Source organism: Pseudomonas sp. PS02290, from assembly GCF_029960075.1.
GTDB lineage: Bacteria > Pseudomonadota > Gammaproteobacteria > Pseudomonadales > Pseudomonadaceae > Aquipseudomonas.
On sequence record NZ_JASCOY010000028.1, the window covers coordinates 1 to 20,826 of the forward strand.

Here is a 20,826-nt window from a genome sequence, read left to right on the forward strand (position 1 = left end):
CCCACAGTCGGCCCCACCATTAGACATGGGCACGACTGCACAAAAAGGGCACGACTGGGAAGAAAAAGGGCACGACTGGAACAAATTGCTCACCTCCCCACTGCCCGACGGAACGTGCTTGCCGACGCTCGATGACGACGGGGTGGACGTGTGATGGCCGCCCTCGACTTCCTCACGGATCGGGGTATCACGGCACGCCGGAACGGGATGCGTGTACGCATCGGCCCTCGCGACCGTATCACCGATGAAATCACCCGCTACGTGCGCCGACATCGCCTGACGCTACTGGCCGAGCTCACCGCTGGCGATGGTCTGGAGCGTCGCGCGGGCTGGACAGTGCTGGTCCCTGGTTACCTCCCTTTCACGATGATTTCCGAGCCGGTCACGCGAGAAGAAGCGTTGGCCAATGTTCGGGGCCGGTGGCCGGATGCCGAACTGGGCAAGTAACGCAGCCACCGTTACCTAACCGTTAGCGGTGTCACCGGATTCGGGATCCGGCCACCACTGGTGGTCGAAGGCGCCTTTAACGTTAACAACCCGTTAGAGCAGCGTGATCCACCGTTGGTGTAGGACCCGATACATCCAAGTTTGGATACATCCCCCACTGGGGGCTGCACAGGAGCTGACCCCAAAGCCGGGGCCAGTGAGTGCGCTCAGTTTTGAGCGCATCCCTTCCACTACTGGCTGAGGTTGACCGATGGGCGATGCGTCCAGTTTTGGACGCATCAGACTTCCCCAGATCTGGGGTCAATGGGATGTGAGCAAGTTTGCGCGCATCTCGACATAAGGACCGGGCAAATGACCACGCTACACCTGAACATCACAGACGCCGAGATCCGCAAGCAGGCGACGGGCACCGTGCGCCAGTTGCGCGACCCGCGCTTTCCGGAGCTGCGCTTTCGCTACTCCACCACCAATCGCACAAAAGGCGCCTGGCACGTCGTGGTGCGCGGAAAGTGGGGAAAAGCCGGTGATTACCCCGGCATCAACGCCAAGCTGATGCAGTCCACGCTTCCGGCCATCCTCGCTCGACGCGCCGTCAATCCGGACGCCGTGTCCACCACCAGCAGTTGGCGCACGGTGGGCGACGTACTGACCTGGTACACCGAGCGCATGAAGCGCGATCGGGCGTTGTCGGCCAAGCGCAAAGCGGGTGCGGAATCTGCGCTGCGCTGTCACCTGGTGCCTCGGCTGCAAGAGGTCGAGCTGTCCACGTTCAACGGCCCGACTCTGGATCGCCTGCTGATGTGGCCGATGCAGGAGCGATACAAGGCCTCGTTCGTGCGCCTGGTCTATGGCGTGCTGGCCGTGGCATTCAGCCAGGCGTTGCGCCTGAAGATGCTGCCGGTCAACCCGATGGCCACGCTCAAGTTCACCGACTTCATTGCGACCCGCATCCGACCCAAGCCAGCGCGAGTGCGTGGCGACGATCTGCCCGCGCTCATGGTTCAACTGGCAGAGAAGTATGAGCTCGCGCCCACTGCATCGATGCTGGCCCTGATGATGCTGTGTCACGGCACGCGACTGGGCGAAACGCGGCTGGCGCGCTGGAAGAACATCAACCTCACCACCGGGCTGTGGTTCATCCCTGAAGAAGACACCAAGACCAAAGCCGAGCACACGTTGCCCCTGACTGCCCAAGCCTGCGCGTTGCTCAAGCGCTACCGCGATCAGCAGCACGCCAATGGCTACACCGGCCCTCATGTGTTTCCCGGTCGTCCTGGCGCCCCGGTGAGTGCCAGCAAGGCCAGCACGTTGTTCGCAGAGTTGGCCAAGGGTGAGTGGTCGAGTCACGACCTGCGCAAGGTGGCTCGCACCGGCTGGGCCGATCTGGGCGTCGACTACATGGTGGGCGAGATGCTGCTCAACCACGCTATGAAAGACCTGGACGCCACCTACATCCACACCACCGCCGAGGGCATGAAGCGCAAGGCGCTGGAGACGTGGCATGACCACCTCGACAGCCAGGGCTTCCGAGAGCTTCACAGTGGGACATAGCCGGGACCACTTGCATTGCTAAACGGCTGCACGCCACGAAAGACAAGGGCCTCAGGCAGAAGACCAATCCATCCCAAGGGAGTACGTAGAAGTGAAGAGCAGGACAGATTACAGCCGCCCAGCCCGCCAACCATTCCCCGTCACGCTGGCCGAGATGATCGCTCGCAAAGCCTCGGTCATGGCGCAGCGGCTTGAAGACCAGGCCATCACCCAGATGGTCCGCGACGCGCAACGTGCGCTTGATCGCGGTACCGATGTTGAACAGATCGCCCGTGAGATGGAGTTGAAGTAATGCCACAGAGACCGCAGAAGCCCTGCAACGCCCAGGGCTGCAACACCTTGACCCGCAATCCTCGGTACTGCGACGAGCACGCGCATTTGCGCACAGGCTGGAGCCGTCGCGGGCCGAGCGCCGGCAACACCACCGAGCGGGGCTACGGTCATGCCTGGCGAGTGAAGCGCGATCGTGTGCTCAAACGTGACCACTACCTTTGCAGAATCTGCGCACACGACGGACGCGTTACGGAGGCCTGCGAGGTCGATCACATCGCGAACAAGGCATCGGGCGGCAGTGATGCGGACGAGAACCTGCAATCGCTGTGTGAGGCGTGCCACAAGGCCAAGACCGCGACCGAAAGCCGCGCCGGCCGGGGGCAGCCCCAAAGTTTGGGGCCTTTGGCTAAGTGACCGTCCGCTCAGTCATTTTTTTACACCCGCGAAATTAAAAGTTCAGACCGAGCTGCGACCCAGCAGCTCAGGAGCCATCGCATGACAAGTAGTGTTGAGGAAGAGATAGCGGCGCGCTTGGCCGCAGCGGGTGTAACGCCCCTGATCGGAGGCCTGGTGCCGGAACCGGCCGCGGCTGAACTGTTGGGGTACGCCCCCAGCTACCTGCGCCGACTCGCGGCAGACGGGCAGGCCCCGATCCCTTTCATTCGCCGCGGCAACCGTAGGTTCTACAAAGTCGCCGACATCGTGCGCTTCGCGACCAATACCGCCGCATAACGTCGGACTTCGCCGAAGACTGGGGCTTGTGTGCGCGCATAAGGTAGTCGGCATGAACTCACGCCGTGCGCTGGGGGATTGCCCACCGCCTCACGCCTCGCGCTGGGGCGGCTCCCATAACACCTCAATGGGATTACCCCATGACTACCCCTCATAACCAACGCTGGCAAAAGCTGAAAGCAGCTCTCGCCGCGCACCAAAATTCGGCTGGCGGAAATGAACATCTCGCCACCATCACTCAAGAGATGAGCGAAATGGATCAAGACCTCGGCCATGCCTTCACCGCGTTGAAAGCGCACAAGGAAACCATCGAGAACCAAGGCGAAAAGCAGATTGAGCTGCAGGCCCGCCTGCTGGAGCTAGAGCAACGCGCAGTCGCCGGCGGCTTCAATAAAACCCAAAGCAGCAGCGAGCCGGACACCAATGTCGTCAGCGCCGCGGTGATCGATGCCGATGGTATCTCGGTGATTCGAGCGGGCCAAAAATCCACCGGCAAAATGCGCGTTGGAACAGGCCTGCGCGCAGCGGTGACCAACCCCAACAAAGGCACCGCCGGATCAACCAGTTACCCGACCGCGCCGGTACGCGCCCCGGGCATCCAAGGGATTCCGCAACCGCGCCTGAGCCTGCTGGACGTTCTCCCGATCGTCCCGGTTGAAGGCTCGACCTATGAGTATGTCCGGCTCGACGGCTACCTGAGTGGCGCCGCTTACCAGGTCAAGGAAGGCGACGAGAAGGCCGAGGGCCAACTCCCCACCAAAATGGACCGTGCCGAGATTGCCACGATTGCGACCTGGATTCCGGCCAGCCTCCAGGTGCTGAACGACAACACCCAGCTCCAGGATCAGATCGGCCTACTCATGAGCGTGGGTGTCCGTCAGAAGCTCGAGGCGGAACTGCTGATCGGTAATGGTGGCCCAGGCGAGATCCTCGGCTTCATTGCCCAGGCGCCCGCCGCCGGCATCACCACTGGCAAGCCTGTTGATCGCATCGGCCTGGCGCTCACCGATCTGAAAGCAGCCGGGTGGAATCCTAACGTGATCGTGATGAACCCCCGCGACTGGTTCGCCATCGAGAGCGAGCGCGCCAATGACGGTGACGGCCAGTACGTGATCGGCACCCCGCGCGATCCTGCGCCGCCTAGCCTGTGGGGCACGCCCGTGGTTGTCACGATGGGGATGCCGGAGCTCGGTGCGCTGATCCTCGACACGAGCACCACTGCGCTGCTCGACCGGCAAGAGGTGACGGTGGAAGCCAGCCGAATGGACGGTGATAACTTCCGACGCAACCTGGTCACGATCCTCGCCGAGCTTCGCGCCGGCCTCGCCGTGTACGCCCCATCCTCGATGCGCCTGGTGTCCCTGACCCAAACCGCCCCTTAACCACTGGCTGGATCGGGTCGATGCGTCGGCCCGGTCCGCGAGGACTGCACACATGAGCTTCACCAAACCCGAAACGTTACCGAAACCCATTCAGCAAGCGCTGAACCAGATTGCGCACAGCCGGGCCCTGCTCTATCAGGCCGCCTGCCGCGACCAGATCCGCAAGGAGATCGACAACCTGCTGGCGAGTGGCATGAGCCACAAGGCCGCGATCGAGGCGCTGCGGGCCAGCCCTCCGACTCTGGACCCCGACTACTCGGCCTGATGGCTGACCACAACGCCGATTCCGTGCAAAACCCACGATTTCGGCGTCGAATGAGAGAATTTCTCATTCGCGGGTGGGGCGGGTCGAAACTTTGGGGCCTTTGGCCTCGGACACCGCCCCCGACCGCACGCAGAGATTTTTTCCCCTCTCACACTTTTTTGTTAAAGCCGAGTTAACAAATTTCGCCACTGGCGTCAGTGCGAAATGCCCGGATTTGCGGGGAATAAGGAGTTTTGTTGTTAACGCGGGAGTGTTAACAATTTCACTTTTTGTTAACTCGGATGTTAAGCCGGCGAGGCTCAAAGATGACCCATCACCAACGATTCAGCGAGGCCTGCAAGGTGACTGATTTCGAGCCTCATCCTCAAACGGTCGGCGGCTATAAGGTCTGGGGCGTAAGCGACATTGTGAAAGGCGGGCGCGTGCAATTCGACGGCCCGTACTTCACTGAGGCTGAGGCCACCATCGCCGCAGAACTGTGGCGCGTGACGTCAGATCGTCGCTGCGCCCGAGCTGAGGCATCGATTCACTGCGCAGCCTGGAACCCCAATCCAGTTCGCGAGATAGCCATTCGAAAAAATGCCGTAGCCGCACGCATGATCCTTGCCGAGCTGATCGGCGCCGACATCCCAAAACCACACCCACTGAGCTCATGACTATGGCCGCCACAGCAGCGCATTTCACGCCCAAGACCCGCATCTACTTGTCCGGATCGCTGGCGCGCAAGTTTTTCCGCTACAAGGACTACCAGCTCGACAGCGGTTGCGCGAATGAGGGGTTACAGGCGCTGAAAAACACGGTCGACGGCTTCGCTGCAGAAGTAGCCAGGCTGGCCCGGCTGGGGATGCGATTCGCCGTTTTCCGAAACCGGAAGAATATCGTCGAGGATGGCTTCGATCTGGGCGGTTCTCGGGAAATTCGTATTGTCCCGGTCATCGCAGGCGCAAAACGTGCCGGAGTGCTTCAGACCGTGCTCGGCATTGTGCTGATCGTCGTAGGTGCCTATGCCAGAAGCCCCAACCTGATTGCGGCAGGCGTTGCGATGACCGCCGGCGGCGTTATCCAGATGCTGAGCCCACAGGCGTCAGGCCTGCGGCAGAGCGGTTCCCCGGATAACTTGCCAAGCTACGCGTTCGGTAGCGCGAAGAACACCACGGCCAGCGGCAACCCCGTCCCGATCTGCATAGGTTATCGACGTTGGGGAGGTGCGATAATCTCTGCCTCTATCTATGCAGAGGACAGGTTATAGATGATATTCCTGCTGAGGAGCTGACTACGTTCGGATGGGTGATCGTCTGTAATCCGCATTGCCCAAACAAGGACAAAGCAGAGGAATATCCCCTGCTTTTATCTACTACACCTCCCCTTCCACAGAGGACTAAGCGGCGCCTCGATATACTAACGTGAGAGCTCTTTGCCCAAAGGAAATCAGCTCCGACGTCACTACCGGTATTGTTTCGCACAGTCCGGGGTTAGTGTCGTGGTGAAATTGTCCAGAATAGCTATTTATTTCTTGAAGTTCCTCAAGCAAGCCGTGGGCAAAATATAGAGGATCGTTCGGCTGAGCAGCTGCAATGTGCCCAACTATCTGTCCAAACATCAAGTCCCTTGGTATAAGCCCCGGGAATCGCCTGTGAAGATACCCCTCTAGAAACGGTCTTATTGCCTGTGCAACGGTCCGATTATCATGGGAAATTCCAGCGCTAAGCTCCATGATCAATCGGTGATGCCTATAGAACGGCGATTCGCACTCTTTATCGGGGTCGAATTTTGCCAAGTCACTATAGCCATCGACAGAATGCTGTAGCTGTAAAATCTGCAGAGCAGGCGCACCCTTTGCTGTTAGCTTATCTCGCAGGTCTCGAATGAAGAATGGATCGTGAGCAAGAATCACAATCTGCTCGGCCTTACCACTTATCGTTTTTAGAACTCCAATAGTTTGGGCTTTGCGATTGGCATCCAAACTGCACATTGGATCATCTATGACGACCACCTTATCTTTCAGTTCAGTATCTGCTGCGACTGTAGCCACGAAAAAAGCAAACGCCAGTGTCCGCTTGTCCCCTTCGCTTAGTGCCGTGGAGAAGCGGGGTGTGCCGTCTAAAGTGATCGACATCCCTCTTAGCGACAGGCCGTATTCACTGCGGGCACCTCCCCTAAAGTTCGCGTCCATTTTTTCAATCGAGAAAGAAGCACCAAACTTAAGCAATATTGTATTAATTGACTTTTGAAAAGTCTTTAGAGTTTCGCTCATGTGAGTCACGAGGGCGGCCCTAGCAGTCTTTTTCAATGTCTCAGCGTCGACTGCCTTCTGCCTTGCGGCTGCAAGTGAGGTAATTAAGTCCGTGACTTCAGCTTTCCCGCGAGACACCGCCAACTCAAGATTGATAATGCTCTGATTCATCATGCCGATATTTTCAGATTGTAGGCTGGCTCTGTAATTCTCAATCGCTTTCCGAGCATCTCGAACTTGGGAGTTTGTATTTTGTATGTGCGACAGCACATTCTGCCACTGAGTTTTAGCGAAAAGTTTTTCTGCGTCGTCACCTATAGGTTCTAGGGGTTTATTCAGCTTCGTACCCACCAACGACAGCAGATAGGTCCTAAGCGTCGTAATATCCTCCTTTGCTTTGTTACGATCGAATGTAACCTGCGGTAACTCATGGTCAACCGACCATGCCACAAGAGCCGCATTAGATGTCGCCAAGGCTACATCTAATGTATCTATAACTGAATCTGAAGTCCTCGCAAGAACCCCTCTTTCAAGAACTGAAACCTTTGACTTTAGCTCTTCATATTTTTTATTGAAGTGAGTCCGATAGGCTTTAATCAGTGACACGCCGTCAGTGCTTTGGGAGCAGTAGGGACAAGTCGAACCATCATCGAATCGCAAGCCGTCACTTACCCATTTCTCTATATTATCGTATCCCGGCTTTTTGAAATGTTGACTTACAATCTGCTCTGCATTCTCCTCCACGTCTTTTAATGACGTGTTCAATATTGTGAAAAGCGAATCGATGTCAAACATAGGCTCGGTTATTTCTGCTGGAAGAGGCCGAGCCATCACCACCCCGATGTTCTGCGCTACCTGTATACGCTTTCGGAGATCGTTTACAAGCGGCTGCGTTTCTAGTTCCGCGGCTGGCTTAAGTCGAATGAATGCCGGCAGAAGCATGCCCTGATGGTAGCCAGCCAACTGGGCTGTAATTTGCGCGACTGCGGCATTGGCTGCTGATGCCGACTTCGTAGCCTGGTCTTCAGCAGCTTGCGCTTTGACTGCGGAAGCGCCGAGCGCAAACTGCAACAGGTTTTTTCGCTGACCAGGGGTGACTACCCCCCCAGAATGCACATTCTTCTCGATGAATTCAGCGTCGAAGACCAACAGTTCCGGACGCTGCTCTGACCAGGATCCGTCTTTGAACGTGACTTTATGCCCGCTTCCAAATGTCAAAGTGGCTGCGGGCGGGGTATTACGATCGACGGTCTTGCGTTCGGTGATTGTAGAAACATCACCTGTCGACACTGATCTCAAAACGCTCGCTAGAGTCGATTTGCCCCTTCCATTATCCGCGTAGATCAGCTGGATGCTGGATAATTTGAGCGCCTTGCCGTCGACATCGTGGAGTAGCCCTATTCCTTGGATTCGTTCAATTCTCTCGAGCACGATCTTGCGTCCTTTCAGCGGTGGTCCCGAACGGGAATTTGGCAGCGACTCAGCTAATTTTGACCGGGTCTGAGACTCGCCTTTTGTGTCTTATGGACCATAGCACGGTGCCACGTTTCTGCAGGAAAAGTGACGCATGCACCCAGCAATTGCTTACCAGTATTTGTGAGTAGATATTTGAGTAGATTCAAAGGCTTCCCGTATAAAACCCCGATATTTATGGGCGAATTCGACGCTGTCTTGTTCTCCCTCGGGGCACCAAACAGCAACACCTTCAAGTGGTTACGTGACTTGAAGCACAAAAAAACCGGCCAGATTTGAGCCGGTTTTTTTGTGGGCGGGATTTGGTGAGGGCCGAAAGTCACGGGCCAGTCAGCTATGCCGTTTACTCATCACTAACGCCGCAGAAAGCGGTATGCGTTCGCTGCAAATCTGATGGCGCTCAAACCGGCCCCTTCCCGGCTAAAGCCGGTCCTACTATGCGTACATTCAGTCGGACTGGCTTTAGCCGGGAATGCGCCGGGGGGGTCACGCCGCAATACCCCCCCCTCAAAAGTCCTGCGAAGTAGGCCGCAGCACGATCTCGTTAATATCCACATCACTCGGCTGTTCGATCGCGTAGGCAATGGCGCGGGCGACGGATTCGGCCGGGATCGCTTGTTTGTAGAACTCCTTGACCACATCCGCGCTCGGCTGATGGCCGCTGCCCAATTTCAACTCGGAATCCACGGCACCGGGCTCGACGGTGGTGGTGCGGATCTTGCCGCCGACCTCGTGGCGCAGGCCGTCGGAGATCGCGCGGACGGCGTATTTGGTGCCACTGTAGACGGAGCCGCCCGGGCTGAAGACTTTGATGCCGGCCACTGATGAGATGTTGATGAAGTGGCCGGAGCCCTGGGCTTCGAACTTCGGCAGTGCGGCGGCGATGCCGTAGAGGACGCCTTTGATGTTGATGTCGATCATGCGGTCCCATTCGTCGACGCGCAGTTCGGCGATCGGCGCGATGGCCATGAGGCCGGCGTTGTTGATCATGACGTCGATGCGGCCGAAGTCGCGAACAGCATTTTCGACGAGTGCCGACAGGTCGTCTCGGCGAGTGACGTCAACGGTGTAGGCCGATGCCTCGCCGCCGGTAGCCTTGATGTCGCGGACGATGACGTCCATACGCTCCTGACGGCGTGCGCCGAGGACGACCTTGGCGCCCAGTTTTGCCAGGTGCCGCGCGGTGGCTTCGCCGAGTCCGCTGCTGGCGCCAGTAATGACGACGACTTTGCCTTGGATGCCATTGCTCATTGCAGTTCTCCTGAAGCGTTGGGAAGTTGATGGGGCCAGTTTGCGATGGATATTCCTGTCAGAAAATGGAAGAGTTCGGTTTTCAGAATTCCACTTTTTGGAACACGAGCGCCCGCCCATGCTGAACCGAATGGAAATGCTGCGTATCTTTTTGGTGGCTGTGGACGCACCCACGTTTCGGGAAGCCGCGACTCGCCTCGGCACTTCGCCACAAAAGGTCACCCGCGCAATAAAGGAACTAGAGCGAACCTTCGCCGAGCCGTTGTTTCATCGCAGCACGCGACAGGCTCATGTCACGGCGTACGGTGCAGACGTGGCGCGACAGGCGCGTGAGACCCTCGACCAGTTCGATCGCCTGTTCGCGGCCCACACGAAAAATCCCGCGGCGGATGTGGTGGGCCGCGTAGGCATCACCGCGCCTCACTCGATCGGCAAGCTGTATCTGGCCGGTTTCCTCCAGCCATTGATGCAGCAACATCCCGGCCTGCGGATCGAGTTGAGCCTGGATGACCAACTTACCGATGCCGTCGGTTCGAGGATCGATATCGGCATTCGCATTGGCACGGTCCGGGACCGGCGCTACATCGCGCGAGTGGTGGCGCAAGTGCCGTTGAAGATCGTCGCGTCGCCGGACTTGATCGCGGCAGTGGGCATGCCATCCGCGCTGGAAGACCTTAAACAGCTGCCGCTGTCGACGCTGATTGATCGCAACAATGGACGACCCTGGCCGTGGTTTCTGTCCGGAGGCCAAAGCTACTCGCCACCCTCCCCCGCATTCAGTTGTGATGACCCGGAGACCGAACTGGAATTCGTACTGGCGGGCGTCACGTTTGCGCAGATGCCCCATTACCTGGCCGAGGCTTACCTGCGCAACGGGCGTCTGATCGAGGTGTTGCCGAATGCCGCGCCGCCGCCCATGGACCTTTCCGTGTACCGGACGCAGTCAGGGCCGGTGCCGAGCAGGGTACGTCTTGTCTACGATCACCTGATCCACTGCCTGAGCGATCTACAGACCTTCCCCTGACGGCATGGCGCAGGAAGATTCGACCTAAGGCGACCGAACCGATGACGACCGGCTTCGGTCGAACGCCGTGCGATGCGCCTCCGAGGCGCGCACGCTGCTGGGTCTTTAAGCAGCCACCCATTCACCGAAACCACCGGCCTTCCATGTTCGAACACATCGACTTCAACTATCTGCTTTCAAACTACGGGTACTGGGCCATCTTCATCGGCTGCCTGCTGGAAGGGGAGACCATCCTGATCCTCGGCGGGCTGGCGGCGCACCAGCACGTCCTGCAATGGCAGCAAGTGCTCATCTACGCCACGTTGGGCGGGATGCTCGGCGATCAGATTCTGTTCTGGACCGGGCGCTACTTCGGGCCACGCCTGCTGCCGCGCCTGCACCGCCAGCAAGCGACCATCGACCGCGTGTCCGACCTGATCAAGCGCTACCCCACGGCGTCCATTTTCTCGGTGCGTTTTCTCTACGGCATGCGCCTGATCGGGCCTCTGGTTATCGGCGCGAGTCGCTTGTCGCCCATTCGTTTTGCAATCATCAACCTGCTTGGCGCCGCAGTCTGGGCAAGTCTGTTTCTCGCGGCCGGCTACTGGGCGGGGGGCTTTCTTGAGACTATGTTCGGCAACTTGAAGCCTTATCGGCTGCCGATCTTCCTGGGCGTGGTCGTGGTGGGCGCGGCCGTCGCGCTGTATCGGCATCGTCGCGCAAAAACACGGCCTGCCAGGCAGGCGGCCAAGCGGGCAAAGGACGTCCCGCCCTCCTCTGCGGGATAACGCTTCCCATCTGCGCTGACCGCCTCTATAACGGCAGACAGGCATTTGAAGCAGAGGGATCGACTCGATGAACACACGCATCACCGCCGGTTTGCTGTTGAGCATGGTCAGCAGCATCCAGGCTCAGGCCGCTGAGGCGCCGTCCCATTTGGACACCGTCATGCAGAAGGGCCAACTGGCCGTTTGCACGACCGGCGATTACAAGCCGTACACATTTCTCAAGCCCGACGGCCAATACGAAGGCATCGACATCGAGCTGGCCCAGTCTCTGGCGCAGAGCCTGGGCGTGAAGATCGAGTGGGTCCCGACCACGTGGAAAACCCTGATGCCCGACTTCACGGCCGGCAAATGCGACATCGCCGTCGGTGGCATCTCGGTCACTCTGGAGCGGCAGAAGAAGGCGGCGTTCAGCAGCACGCTGGACATCGACGGCAAAGTGCCGTTGGTGCGCTGCGAAGACGAGTCGAAGTACCAGACCCTCGAGCAGATCAATCAGCCCGGCGTTCGATTGATCGAACCACAAGGCGGCACCAACGAAGCCTTCGCCCACGCTTATCTGCCAAATGCCAGCCTGGCCTTCCACGACAACAAAACCATTTTCCAACAGCTGCTCGACAAGCAAGCCGACGTGATGATCACCGACGCGTCCGAAGCGCTGTATCAGCAGAAACGCATGCCAGGCTTGTGCACGGTCAATCCGTCGCACTACATGCAGTACGGCGAAAAGGCCTATCTGCTGCCCCGGGATGACGTGGCCTGGAAGGCCTATGTCGATCAGTGGCTGCACCTCTCCAAAGCCACCGGGACTTACAAAAAAGTGGTCGGCGAATGGCTGGCGATGCCAACGGAATAACAGTGCGCAGCACATCCGGAAGACTTCGGCACAGGACCCCGCCGTATCCATGAAAACCAACAGAACCATTACCCGCGCGTTCTGCGTCGAGCTGCAGCAAGAGCTGTCCATCGTGGCGGCGCGACGCGAGTATTTTTCTCAAGAGCTACCCCGTGCGCGCTTCAGCTTTCTGTGTTCGTCCGAGTCGTGCCGCGCTCTGGGTGTCAAAATCACTGGGGTTCGCTATGACGTGAAGCCTCAGGAGCATCCGACCTTCGTCGCCGCGCACTACCGGGCCAACCCGAAATACGAACATCACGCCGATTGCGAATGGGTGGATGAATCCGTCGAAACGCCGGCTGGCCAGGAAGCCGAAACCGGGGCCGATAGCGAGCTGCGCAGGGTCAAGCGCAAGCTGGATGATTACATTGACGTCTTTGATCCCACCCCGAAGGAGCGCGCTAAGCCGGCATCGCCGACAGACAAGCCTGACGCCGAGCCGACCGATAAGCCCGAAGACGCCAGGCTCCCAGCTGACGCGTTGAAGGCCAAACAGGACAAGCAGAACCGAACCAGCGATCTGGAGCGGCTGGTCGACAGCTTCCGTCAGGCCCAGGCCTCGTTGACCAAGGAAGAACTCGCGCTGTTGACCCTTCGCGTTCCGGGTCAGGGCGAGGTGTCCTTGCGCGCCTATTTCCGCCATATCAAGTTTGCTCAGCTGAATGACGAGCGTCGGGTGCTGTATGGCGGCGGACTGGTCGAGCGCTACGGGATCGGCTTCAAATTCAAATTCTTCGATCGCCTGCAAGGCAAGCTGGTGACATTGTACGTATCCCCCGCGCAGATGCAGGCCTACCGCTCCAGCCGCTACCTCAGTGAGCTGCTGAGTCACGCCGATGAGGTGCGTTTCTTCACGGTCTTTGCCCTGGGCACACTGGTCGCCAGCCCTTCAGGGAAAAGCGTCAGCGTGCAGATCGAAGACTTGCGCCATCTGGCCGTTGTCCTCGGGCCGGCAAAGGATGCCGAAGAGGCCTCTGCCAAAGGGTCAACCCGCTAAGCCAAAAACTTTCTTCAGTTCGAAAAAAAACCCGGTTTCTCTCGCGAGCAACCGGGTTTTTTGCGTTTCATTCAGGCGACTAAGGCGCTGCGTATGTCACCAACAGCTCCTTAGTTACCTGAAAATCCAGCGACATCGCCACGCTCAAGGCTGTGATCGTGAAGATGGAGAACACGAACAGCTTACGTGCCCAAACAGTGTCGTCTTTGGCTTTGTAGCCGGTCCAGGCCATGTACAACCAGTACATGCCCATCGCCGCTGCAACGGCCAGATAATTGAGCCCGGCGTAACCGCCGAAGGTCAGCATCAAGGTCGCCAGCAGGAAAGCCAGGATGTAGATCAGGATGTGCCGCTTGGCGACCCGGATACCGCGCTTCACCGGCAGGACCGGAATCGAGGCAGCCCGATAGTCGTTGAAGCGGAAAATCGCGATGGCGTACGAGTGAGGCATCTGCCAAAGGCTGAACATCACCAGCAAGGTCAGCGCCGCGAGGTCAAAGGTGTTGCTGACCGCGACGTAACCAATGACCGGAGGCATCGCGCCCGACAGGCTGCCCACCAACGTGCCATGAACCGACCTGCGCTTCAGGTACAGGCTGTAAAAGCCGACGTAGATCACGAAGCCGATTACGGCGAACAGTGCCGCCAGTGCGTTGGCCTTGGTGTACAGCAGGCCGACGCCGACAACACCCAGCACGGTGGCATAGATCAGTGCCAGTTTCACTGACACCAATCCTTGCACCAGCACCCGATTCTTGGTGCGCTCCATCTTCACATCGATATCGCGATCGATGCAGTTGTTGAACACGCAGCCAGAAGCTACTACCAGTGAAGTCCCGATCACGGCTGCCAGGAACAAGCCGATATCGACATGCCCCTTGGAAGCCAGAAAAAAGCCACCTGCCACCGAAAGCACGTTACCGAAAATGATCCCCGGTTTGGTGATTTGGATAAAGTGCTTCAGTGACATCAGGTTTTCCTCACTTCGCCATCATGGCGGTGTGAATGCTGAACATGATCCAGGTGCTCAAACCAACCAGCAGCACGATCACAAGGCCAGCGAAGGCAAACGCGATGACGTTGTTGCGCTGTGCCGCCGAGCGGTCAAGGTGCAGGAAGTACACCAGGTGAACCAAAACCTGCACGACAGCGAAGATCAGAACGACCCACAGCGTGGCCACTTTCGAGATCGTCGGGAACATCACCAGACCGAAAGGAACCGCGGTCAGGATGATCGACAGTACGAAACCGACCATGTACGACTTGAAGCTGCCGTGGGCGGCAGGTTCATGGCTGGCGGCGTCATGGGAGTGATGTGAATTCGCCATTTAAATGGTCCCCATCAGATAGACAACGGTGAACACGCAGATCCAGACAACGTCCAGGAAGTGCCAGAACAGGCTGAGCATGCTCAGGCGAGTCTGGTTGGTCCCGGTCAGACCGTGCTTGGAGACCTGATACATCATGATCGCCATCCAGATCAGGCCGCTGGTCACGTGCAGACCGTGGGTGCCGACCAGCGTGAAGAACGCCGACAGGAAACCACTGCGGTTAGGGCCGTAACCTTCGGAGATCAGCAGGTGGAACTCGTTGATCTCCATGCCGATGAAGCCCAGGCCGAACAGGAAGGTCACGAACAACCAACCCAGAACGCCCGACTTGTTGCCCTTGTGCATCGCCAGCATGGCGAAGCCGTAGGTGATCGAGCTGAGCAACAGGCAGGCGGTTTCGCCGAGCACGTAAGGCAGTTCGAAGATGTCGTGGCCCGCAGGGCCACCCGCTACGTTGTTAACCAGTACCGCGTAAATGGCGAAGATCGACGCAAACAGAATGCAGTCGGTCATCAGGTAGATCCAGAAACCGTAGATCTTCATCTCGCCGGCGTCATGGTGACCATGGTCGTGCTCGTGGTCATGACCGTGGTCGTGACCCTTCGCACCATCAAATACTAAGTTCGACATTGTTTATGCCTGCTCCAGCTTGTTGACAGGAGTGTTTGTCTGACCATTGCGAACACGAGCCAGGATCGCGTGTTGCTCGCCTTCGATGCGTGCCACTTCGGATGCAGGAACCATGTAGCCCTGATCGTCACGTGCCGCGTGAATCACGAAGTAAACGATCGTGCCCACCAGGCTGACGCCCGCCAGCCAGAAGATGTGCCAGATCATCGCGAAACCGAAGACGGTCAGCAGGAGGCCCATCACCATGCCCGTTGCCGTGTTGTTCGGCATGTGGATGTCGGAGTACTTGGCCGGAACCTTGTAGGCCTCGCCATCACGCTTGGCGGCATACCACGGGTCGATCTCGTTGGCTTTCGGCATTTCCGCAAAGTTGTAGAAAGGCGGTGGCGACGAAGTGGACCATTCCAGGGTGTGGCCATTCCATGGGTCACCGGTCAGATCGCGGTTCTGCTCGCGGTCACGGATACTCACGAAGATCTGGATCAGCTGGCAGGCGATACCGACAGCGATCAGCAACGCACCGACGAACGCGACGTGCAGGTATGGCGTCCAGTCCGGGTTGTCAGTGGTGTTCAGACGACGGGTCATGCCCATGAAGCCCAGTGCGTAGAGCGGCATGAAGGCGACGTAGAAACCCGAGATCCAGAACCAGAACGCTGCCTTGCCCCACTTCTCGTTCAGCTTGAAGCCGAACGCTTTAGGGAACCAGAACGCGAAGCCGGCGATGTAACCGAACACAGCACCACCGATGATCACGTTATGGAAGTGCGCGATCACGAACAGGCTGTTGTGCAGAACGAAGTCGGCACCCGGGATAGCCAACAGTACGCCGGTCATACCACCGATGGAGAAGGTGACCATGAAGCCCAGGGTCCACAAGACTGGCGCGGTGAAGCGCAGACGTCCCTGGTAGATCGTGAACAGCCAGTTGAACAGCTTCACACCCGTCGGGATGGAAATCAGCATCGTCGCCAGACCGAAGAAGGCGTTGACGCTTGCACCCGAACCCATGGTAAAGAAGTGGTGCAGCCAGACCATGAAGCCCAGGATCGAGATCGCACCGGAGGCGTAGATCATCGAGTGGTGGCCGAACAGACGCTTGCCGGTGAACGTCGAGATGACTTCGGAGAAGACCCCGAACGCCGGCAGAATCAGGATGTAAACCTCGGGGTGACCCCACGCCCAGAACAGGTTCACGTACATCATCGGGTTACCACCCAACTCGTTCGTGAAGATGTGGAAGTCCAGGTAACGGTCGAGGGTCAGGAACGCCAGGGTACCGGTCAGGATCGGGAACGAAGCCACGATCAGGACGTTGGCCCAGGTGCAGGTCCAGGTGAAGATCGGCATGTCCATCAGTTTCATGCCAGGGGTACGCATCTTCAGCACGGTAACCAGGAAGTTGACCCCGGTTAACGTTGTCCCCAGTCCTGACAGCTGCAGTGCCCAGATGTAGTAATCCACACCCACGCCCGGGCTATAGCCCAGTTCCGACAGCGGTGGATAGGCCACCCAACCGGTACGTGCGAACTCGCCGACGCCCAGAGACACGTTGACCAGAATCACGCCGGAGATCAGCAGATAGAGGCTCAAGGAGTTCAGGAACGGGAAGGCAACGTCGCGAGCGCCAATCTGCAGAGGCACGACGATGTTCATCAGGCCGGTGAAGAACGGCATCGCCATGAAGATGATCATGATCACACCGTGAGCGGTGAAGATCTGGTCATAGTGCTCAGGCGGCAGGTAGCCGGGTGAGCCTTCAGTGGCCATGGCCAATTGCGAACGCATCAGTACGGCGTCGGCAAAGCCGCGCAGCAGCATGACCATTGCAATGATGATGTACATGACACCGATTTTCTTGTGGTCGACAGACGTCAGCCACTCGGTGTAGAGGTAAGTCCACTTCTTGAAGTACGTGATCAGACCCAGCAATGCCGCACCACCGATCGCGATCATGGCGACCGTGATCATGACTATCGGCTCGTGGAACGGAATCGCGTCCAGACTTAATTTACCAAACATCGTTTACTCCTCTGCCTGCGCAGCTGAATGCTTACCCATGTCCATCCCTTCCGTACCTGCTACTTCTTTCTTCTCATGGACAATCTTGCCCGGCTTCATACCTTCATACTTGTCGATGATGATCTGGAACAGGTTCGGAGTGACCGAGGAGTAGAGTTCAACGGGGTTACGTTCGCTAGGCTTGGCCAGCGCGGCGTATTCGGCCGTTGCCAGTGTTTTAGGTGAATTCTTGACGTCGGCAACCCAAGCGTCGAAATCAGCCTGTGAGGTGGCAGTCGCCTTGAATTTCATGCCGGTGAAACCTGCGCCGCTGTAGTTGGCGGAGATACCATCGAACTCGCCGTTTTCATTGGCGATCAGGTGCAGCTTGGTCTGCATGCCGGCCATCGCGTAGATCTGGCCGCCCAGTGCAGGGATGAAGAACGAGTTCATGACCGAATCGGAAGTGATGCGGAAATTGATCGGCGTGTTGGCCGGGAACACGATCTTGTTGACGGTGGCGATGCCCTGTTCCGGATAGATGAACAGCCATTTCCAGTCCAGTGCGACCACTTCAATGGTCAGCGGCTTGACGTCTGACTCGAGCGGACGGTAAGGGTCAAGCGCGTGGGTCGACTTGTAGGTCACATAGCCGAGCACGATGATGATGGCCAATGGAACCAGCCAGACCACCAGCTCAATCCGGGTCGAATGCGCCCAGTCAGGCGTGTACGTCGCGCTCTTGTTGGTAGCGCGATACTTCCAGGCGAAGATGATGGTCATGAAAATGACCGGCACCACCACCAGCAGCATCAGCAAGGTAGCAGTGATGATCAGGTCACGCTCTTGAACGCCCACATGGCCTTTGGGATCCAGCAGGGTGTAATCGCACCCGCTGAGCAGGAGCATGCTGAAAAGGGCCAAGAAGCCAAAAAACCTGGGGTACCTTTTTTTACTCATCTCACGACCTCTAAAAGCAGCTTTCGCATCGCAGTTGGGTTTCGACCGCCAACACTTCACCCTGCCAGGTGCTGGCAAATGCTTGGATTGAAAAGGGGCCTGTCAGGAAGCATGGGGCCTCACAACAAATCCGGGTTGAGCTTTGGTTTCTTATTCGAATGGTGGCACCCGCTAATGCGGACCCTATCCCTTGGCGCAGACATTCAGAACGTGACTCGGGAGGCCATTCGAACCGCGTCTACTAGAGCGAAAAGACGCTCCATAACCTCGATTTACACCGTCCCGCAAATGAGGGGGGGCGTGAATTGGGGGCGATTGTAGATACGTAAAGTTTTATTGACTATAAGTTTCTGCGCAACAGTTAATTTCACGTTCGGTAAAAATGCGGTGTTATGCCGCACCCTGAAACTGAGCAAAGCCCCGGTTCTGTTGAAGGATTTCCGGGGCTTTGTTACGCAACACTTTGTAATCAGCGTGCTTTCATCCGGTTACGAATAATTCCCGCCGGAACCAGCACAACAGTCAGTACAAACGCCACTAACGCCCATTGCGCCAAAGACAAACCGAGAACTGGCGGATATGGCGTCTCGCAGAAACCGCCTACCTGAAAGCCTAGCGGAAATAGAGACGCCAGGGGCAGACCGTCGACAATCGGCTGCAGCACATCGATGCCGCAGCTCTCGGTCGGGTGGGTCTGGATGTACACGTGACGCCCGGCGGTAACCAGCCCGCCCACGGCGCTCAACACCACCAGCGCTTCGCAGATGGTCAGGCTCAGACGGCCCGGCATTGCCGCGCCGATGAACGCGAACACCGCGATGAACAACAGCGCATACCGCTGCAGGATGCACAGCGGGCAAGGCGCTTCGCCCAGCACCACCTGCATGTACAAGGCGCCGCCGATCAGCGCCAGGCAAATGATGCCCAGCAACAACAGAAACTGCTTTTCACGCCGCAGGTACAACATCTCTTCAGTCATTCACATGCCCTTTGAATTGGAGTCATCCGGATCGACGGATGTGGAGCGTTGCGGCCCGGACGCCCCGCAAGGGCGGCGATTCTATCACCGTCACGACACCCCGTTCACGCAGTGCCATTCGCGACCGAACGTGGCCGCCTTCCGGTCCACCGCCGTAACCCGCGCAATGGTGAACACGGCTGCATTAGCCGAGCGTTAACATTCCAATTCAAACGCTAGTGTGAGCTCTCCTGTTTCCTGCCTATATATAGAGGAGTGCGGCTTTTTGTCGCAGCAATGGGTCGCAGCCGGGAATCCTTCTATATATGTAGGATGCGTCTAATTGTCGCAGCGATTATTCCAATGCTGACGCAGGACCGAAGAGTTCATACCGCGCCTGTGCATCGGGCACGCCGGCCGCTTTCAGTTGACGCTTGATCGCCGCCATGAAGCCTTTAGGCCCCAGGAAGTACGCATCGACGTCGCGATTCTCCGGCAGCCATTGCTCCAGGCGCGCCTGATCGAGCAGACCCGTCGCATGGGCCGCCGGGCTGACGCCGTCATCTTCGGCGTAGCAATAGAAACGTTTGAGCTGAGGATGCTTGCTCGCCAGGCTTTCGATCCAGTCGCGAAACGCATGGACCGAGCCGTTGCGCGCGCAGTGGATGAAGTAAATCGGCCGCTGAGTCGGCAACGCCGCCTCCAGCATGGTCAGGGTTGGCGTGATGCCGACGCCACCGCTGATGAGCACCAGCGGTTTGTCGCTGTCGGTCAGGGTGAATTCTCCGGAGGGCGGGTACAGATTGATGCTGTCGCCGACCTGCAGCTGATCATGCAGATAATTGGAGGCGACTCCATCAGGCTCGCGTTTCACGCTGATGCGGTACTGATTGTTCCCGGCCAGGGCCGATAACGAGTAATTGCGGCGGATCTCTTCGCCGTTCACGTGCAGTTGCATGCCGATGTACTGGCCGGCGGTGAATTGCAGGATCGGCTGGTCATCTGCCGGCGCAAAGTGGAACGAGGTGATTTCCGCGCTCTCCGGCGTTTTGGCGACCACTTTGAATTCACGCTCACCACGCCAGCCGCCTGCTGCCTGGGCTTTCTCGTCGTAGATGGCTTTTTCCGCGCCGATCAAAATGTCGGCCAGTTGCAAGTAGGCGTTGCCCCACGCAGTGATGACCTCATCAGTGGCGACTTCCTTCCCCAACACTTCGCGAATCGACTCAAGCAGGCAATCGCCAACGAGCGGGTAGTGCTCGGGAAGGATCTGCAGCGCCACGTGTTTGTTGATGATCTTGGCGACCAGATCGCCCAGTTGATCAAGCTGATCGATGTGGCGGGCGTACATCAACACCCCGTTCGCCAGGGCGCGAGGCTGTTCACCACTGGCCTGATGCGCCTTGTTGAACAGTGGACGCACTTGCGGGTATCGATCGAGGAGCATTTGGTAGAAATGGGTAATCAGCGCCTCTCCGCCGCTTTCCAGCAGTGGCACTGTTGACTTGACGATGGCACGATCCGATGCGGACAACATAAGTAACTCCCGAGAGCTGATGAGTAAGCGTTACCTCGGTTGTTCAGGAATCGTGCCAGCGACCCCAAAGCCTGAAATCAAGGGCCTGGCCAACGCACAGTCAATATGACCTCGTCGAATCG

The 20,826-nt window shown here is 58.0% G+C and carries 22 protein-coding genes; 13 read left to right on the forward strand and 9 right to left on the reverse strand.

What is annotated here, in order from left to right:
- Positions 1 to 207: 207 nt before the first annotated feature.
- The 9 genes from QMX88_RS14370 (at position 208) to QMX88_RS14410 (ending at position 5,899) form a co-directional block, all read left to right on the forward strand.
- Positions 208 to 447: a hypothetical protein gene (locus QMX88_RS14370; protein WP_336620228.1), complete on the forward strand. Its 240-nt coding sequence runs from the start codon at positions 208 to 210 to the stop codon at positions 445 to 447.
- A gap of 351 nt (positions 448 to 798) precedes the next feature.
- Entirely contained in the window at positions 799 to 1,998 is a 1,200-nt protein-coding gene (locus tag QMX88_RS14375; protein ID WP_282370363.1) for a tyrosine-type recombinase/integrase, read from the forward strand.
- A gap of 91 nt (positions 1,999 to 2,089) precedes the next feature.
- A complete protein-coding gene (locus tag QMX88_RS14380; protein WP_044322227.1) occupies positions 2,090 to 2,290 on the forward strand; it encodes a hypothetical protein in 201 nt (66 codons plus the stop codon).
- A complete protein-coding gene (locus tag QMX88_RS14385; RefSeq protein ID WP_282370366.1) occupies positions 2,290 to 2,685 on the forward strand; it encodes an HNH endonuclease in 396 nt (131 codons plus the stop codon). The genes QMX88_RS14380 and QMX88_RS14385 overlap by 1 nt, the downstream gene beginning before the upstream one ends.
- Positions 2,686 to 2,766: 81 nt before the next feature.
- The gene (locus tag QMX88_RS14390; RefSeq protein ID WP_282370368.1) at positions 2,767 to 3,003 is read left to right on the forward strand and encodes a helix-turn-helix domain-containing protein; all 237 of its coding nucleotides are present in this window, start codon (positions 2,767 to 2,769) and stop codon (positions 3,001 to 3,003) included.
- Positions 3,004 to 3,143: 140 nt separating this feature from the next.
- Complete coding sequence (locus tag QMX88_RS14395; protein WP_282370370.1) at positions 3,144 to 4,385, forward strand: phage major capsid protein; 1,242 nt, start codon at positions 3,144 to 3,146, stop codon at positions 4,383 to 4,385.
- A 52-nt stretch (positions 4,386 to 4,437) separates the two neighbouring features.
- Positions 4,438 to 4,650 carry a hypothetical protein gene (locus QMX88_RS14400; RefSeq protein WP_282370372.1) on the forward strand — a complete coding sequence of 71 codons (213 nt, stop codon included), beginning with the start codon at positions 4,438 to 4,440 and terminating at the stop codon, positions 4,648 to 4,650.
- Positions 4,651 to 4,955: 305 nt separating this feature from the next.
- Positions 4,956 to 5,306 carry a hypothetical protein gene (locus tag QMX88_RS14405; RefSeq protein ID WP_282370374.1) on the forward strand — a complete coding sequence of 117 codons (351 nt, stop codon included), beginning with the start codon at positions 4,956 to 4,958 and terminating at the stop codon, positions 5,304 to 5,306.
- 2 nt (positions 5,307 to 5,308) lie between these two features.
- Entirely contained in the window at positions 5,309 to 5,899 is a 591-nt protein-coding gene (locus QMX88_RS14410; RefSeq protein WP_282370484.1) for a tail assembly protein, read from the forward strand.
- A gap of 129 nt (positions 5,900 to 6,028) precedes the next feature.
- On the opposite strand, the gene QMX88_RS14415 is transcribed toward QMX88_RS14410, so the two are convergent.
- Positions 6,029 to 8,314 (reverse strand): AAA family ATPase, encoded by a 2,286-nt coding sequence (locus tag QMX88_RS14415; RefSeq protein ID WP_282370376.1) that lies wholly within the window; start codon positions 8,312 to 8,314, stop codon positions 6,029 to 6,031.
- A 549-nt stretch (positions 8,315 to 8,863) separates the two neighbouring features.
- Entirely contained in the window at positions 8,864 to 9,607 is a 744-nt protein-coding gene (locus QMX88_RS14420) for an SDR family oxidoreductase (RefSeq protein ID WP_282370378.1), read from the reverse strand.
- A gap of 136 nt (positions 9,608 to 9,743) precedes the next feature.
- Here QMX88_RS14420 and QMX88_RS14425 point away from each other — a divergent pair, with 136 nt between their 5' ends.
- The 4 genes from QMX88_RS14425 to QMX88_RS14440 all read left to right on the forward strand — a co-directional run bounded on the left by QMX88_RS14425 (position 9,744) and on the right by QMX88_RS14440 (position 13,287).
- Positions 9,744 to 10,631 (forward strand): LysR family transcriptional regulator, encoded by an 888-nt coding sequence (locus tag QMX88_RS14425; RefSeq protein ID WP_282370381.1) that lies wholly within the window; start codon positions 9,744 to 9,746, stop codon positions 10,629 to 10,631.
- A gap of 143 nt (positions 10,632 to 10,774) precedes the next feature.
- Positions 10,775 to 11,398 (forward strand): DedA family protein, encoded by a 624-nt coding sequence (locus tag QMX88_RS14430; protein ID WP_282370383.1) that lies wholly within the window; start codon positions 10,775 to 10,777, stop codon positions 11,396 to 11,398.
- Between the two features lie 58 nt (positions 11,399 to 11,456).
- Entirely contained in the window at positions 11,457 to 12,251 is a 795-nt protein-coding gene (locus QMX88_RS14435) for a transporter substrate-binding domain-containing protein (protein ID WP_442969457.1), read from the forward strand.
- A gap of 49 nt (positions 12,252 to 12,300) precedes the next feature.
- The gene (locus QMX88_RS14440) at positions 12,301 to 13,287 is read left to right on the forward strand and encodes an ATPase (RefSeq protein WP_282370387.1); all 987 of its coding nucleotides are present in this window, start codon (positions 12,301 to 12,303) and stop codon (positions 13,285 to 13,287) included.
- 79 nt (positions 13,288 to 13,366) lie between these two features.
- Here the strand turns inward: QMX88_RS14440 and cyoE are convergent, their stop codons facing one another.
- The 7 genes from cyoE to hmpA form a co-directional block, all read right to left on the reverse strand.
- Positions 13,367 to 14,257, reverse strand: coding sequence for a heme o synthase (gene cyoE, locus QMX88_RS14445; RefSeq protein WP_074886382.1), 891 nt, complete (start codon positions 14,255 to 14,257; stop codon positions 13,367 to 13,369).
- A 10-nt stretch (positions 14,258 to 14,267) separates the two neighbouring features.
- Positions 14,268 to 14,615, reverse strand: coding sequence for a cytochrome o ubiquinol oxidase subunit IV (gene cyoD / locus QMX88_RS14450; RefSeq protein WP_192170724.1), 348 nt, complete (start codon positions 14,613 to 14,615; stop codon positions 14,268 to 14,270).
- Positions 14,616 to 15,248, reverse strand: a complete 633-nt coding sequence (locus QMX88_RS14455; protein ID WP_074886388.1) for a cytochrome o ubiquinol oxidase subunit III — start codon at positions 15,246 to 15,248, stop codon at positions 14,616 to 14,618.
- Positions 15,249 to 15,251: 3 nt separating this feature from the next.
- Entirely contained in the window at positions 15,252 to 17,270 is a 2,019-nt protein-coding gene (cyoB, locus tag QMX88_RS14460; protein WP_282370390.1) for a cytochrome o ubiquinol oxidase subunit I, read from the reverse strand.
- Between the two features lie 3 nt (positions 17,271 to 17,273).
- Positions 17,274 to 18,209 carry a ubiquinol oxidase subunit II gene (gene cyoA / locus QMX88_RS14465; RefSeq protein WP_192170722.1) on the reverse strand — a complete coding sequence of 312 codons (936 nt, stop codon included), beginning with the start codon at positions 18,207 to 18,209 and terminating at the stop codon, positions 17,274 to 17,276.
- Positions 18,210 to 18,678: 469 nt separating this feature from the next.
- Complete coding sequence (locus QMX88_RS14470; RefSeq protein WP_282370392.1) at positions 18,679 to 19,188, reverse strand: disulfide bond formation protein B; 510 nt, start codon at positions 19,186 to 19,188, stop codon at positions 18,679 to 18,681.
- Positions 19,189 to 19,522: 334 nt separating this feature from the next.
- Positions 19,523 to 20,704 (reverse strand): NO-inducible flavohemoprotein, encoded by a 1,182-nt coding sequence (hmpA, locus tag QMX88_RS14475; RefSeq protein ID WP_282370395.1) that lies wholly within the window; start codon positions 20,702 to 20,704, stop codon positions 19,523 to 19,525.
- Between the last annotated feature and the right edge of the window lie 122 nt (positions 20,705 to 20,826).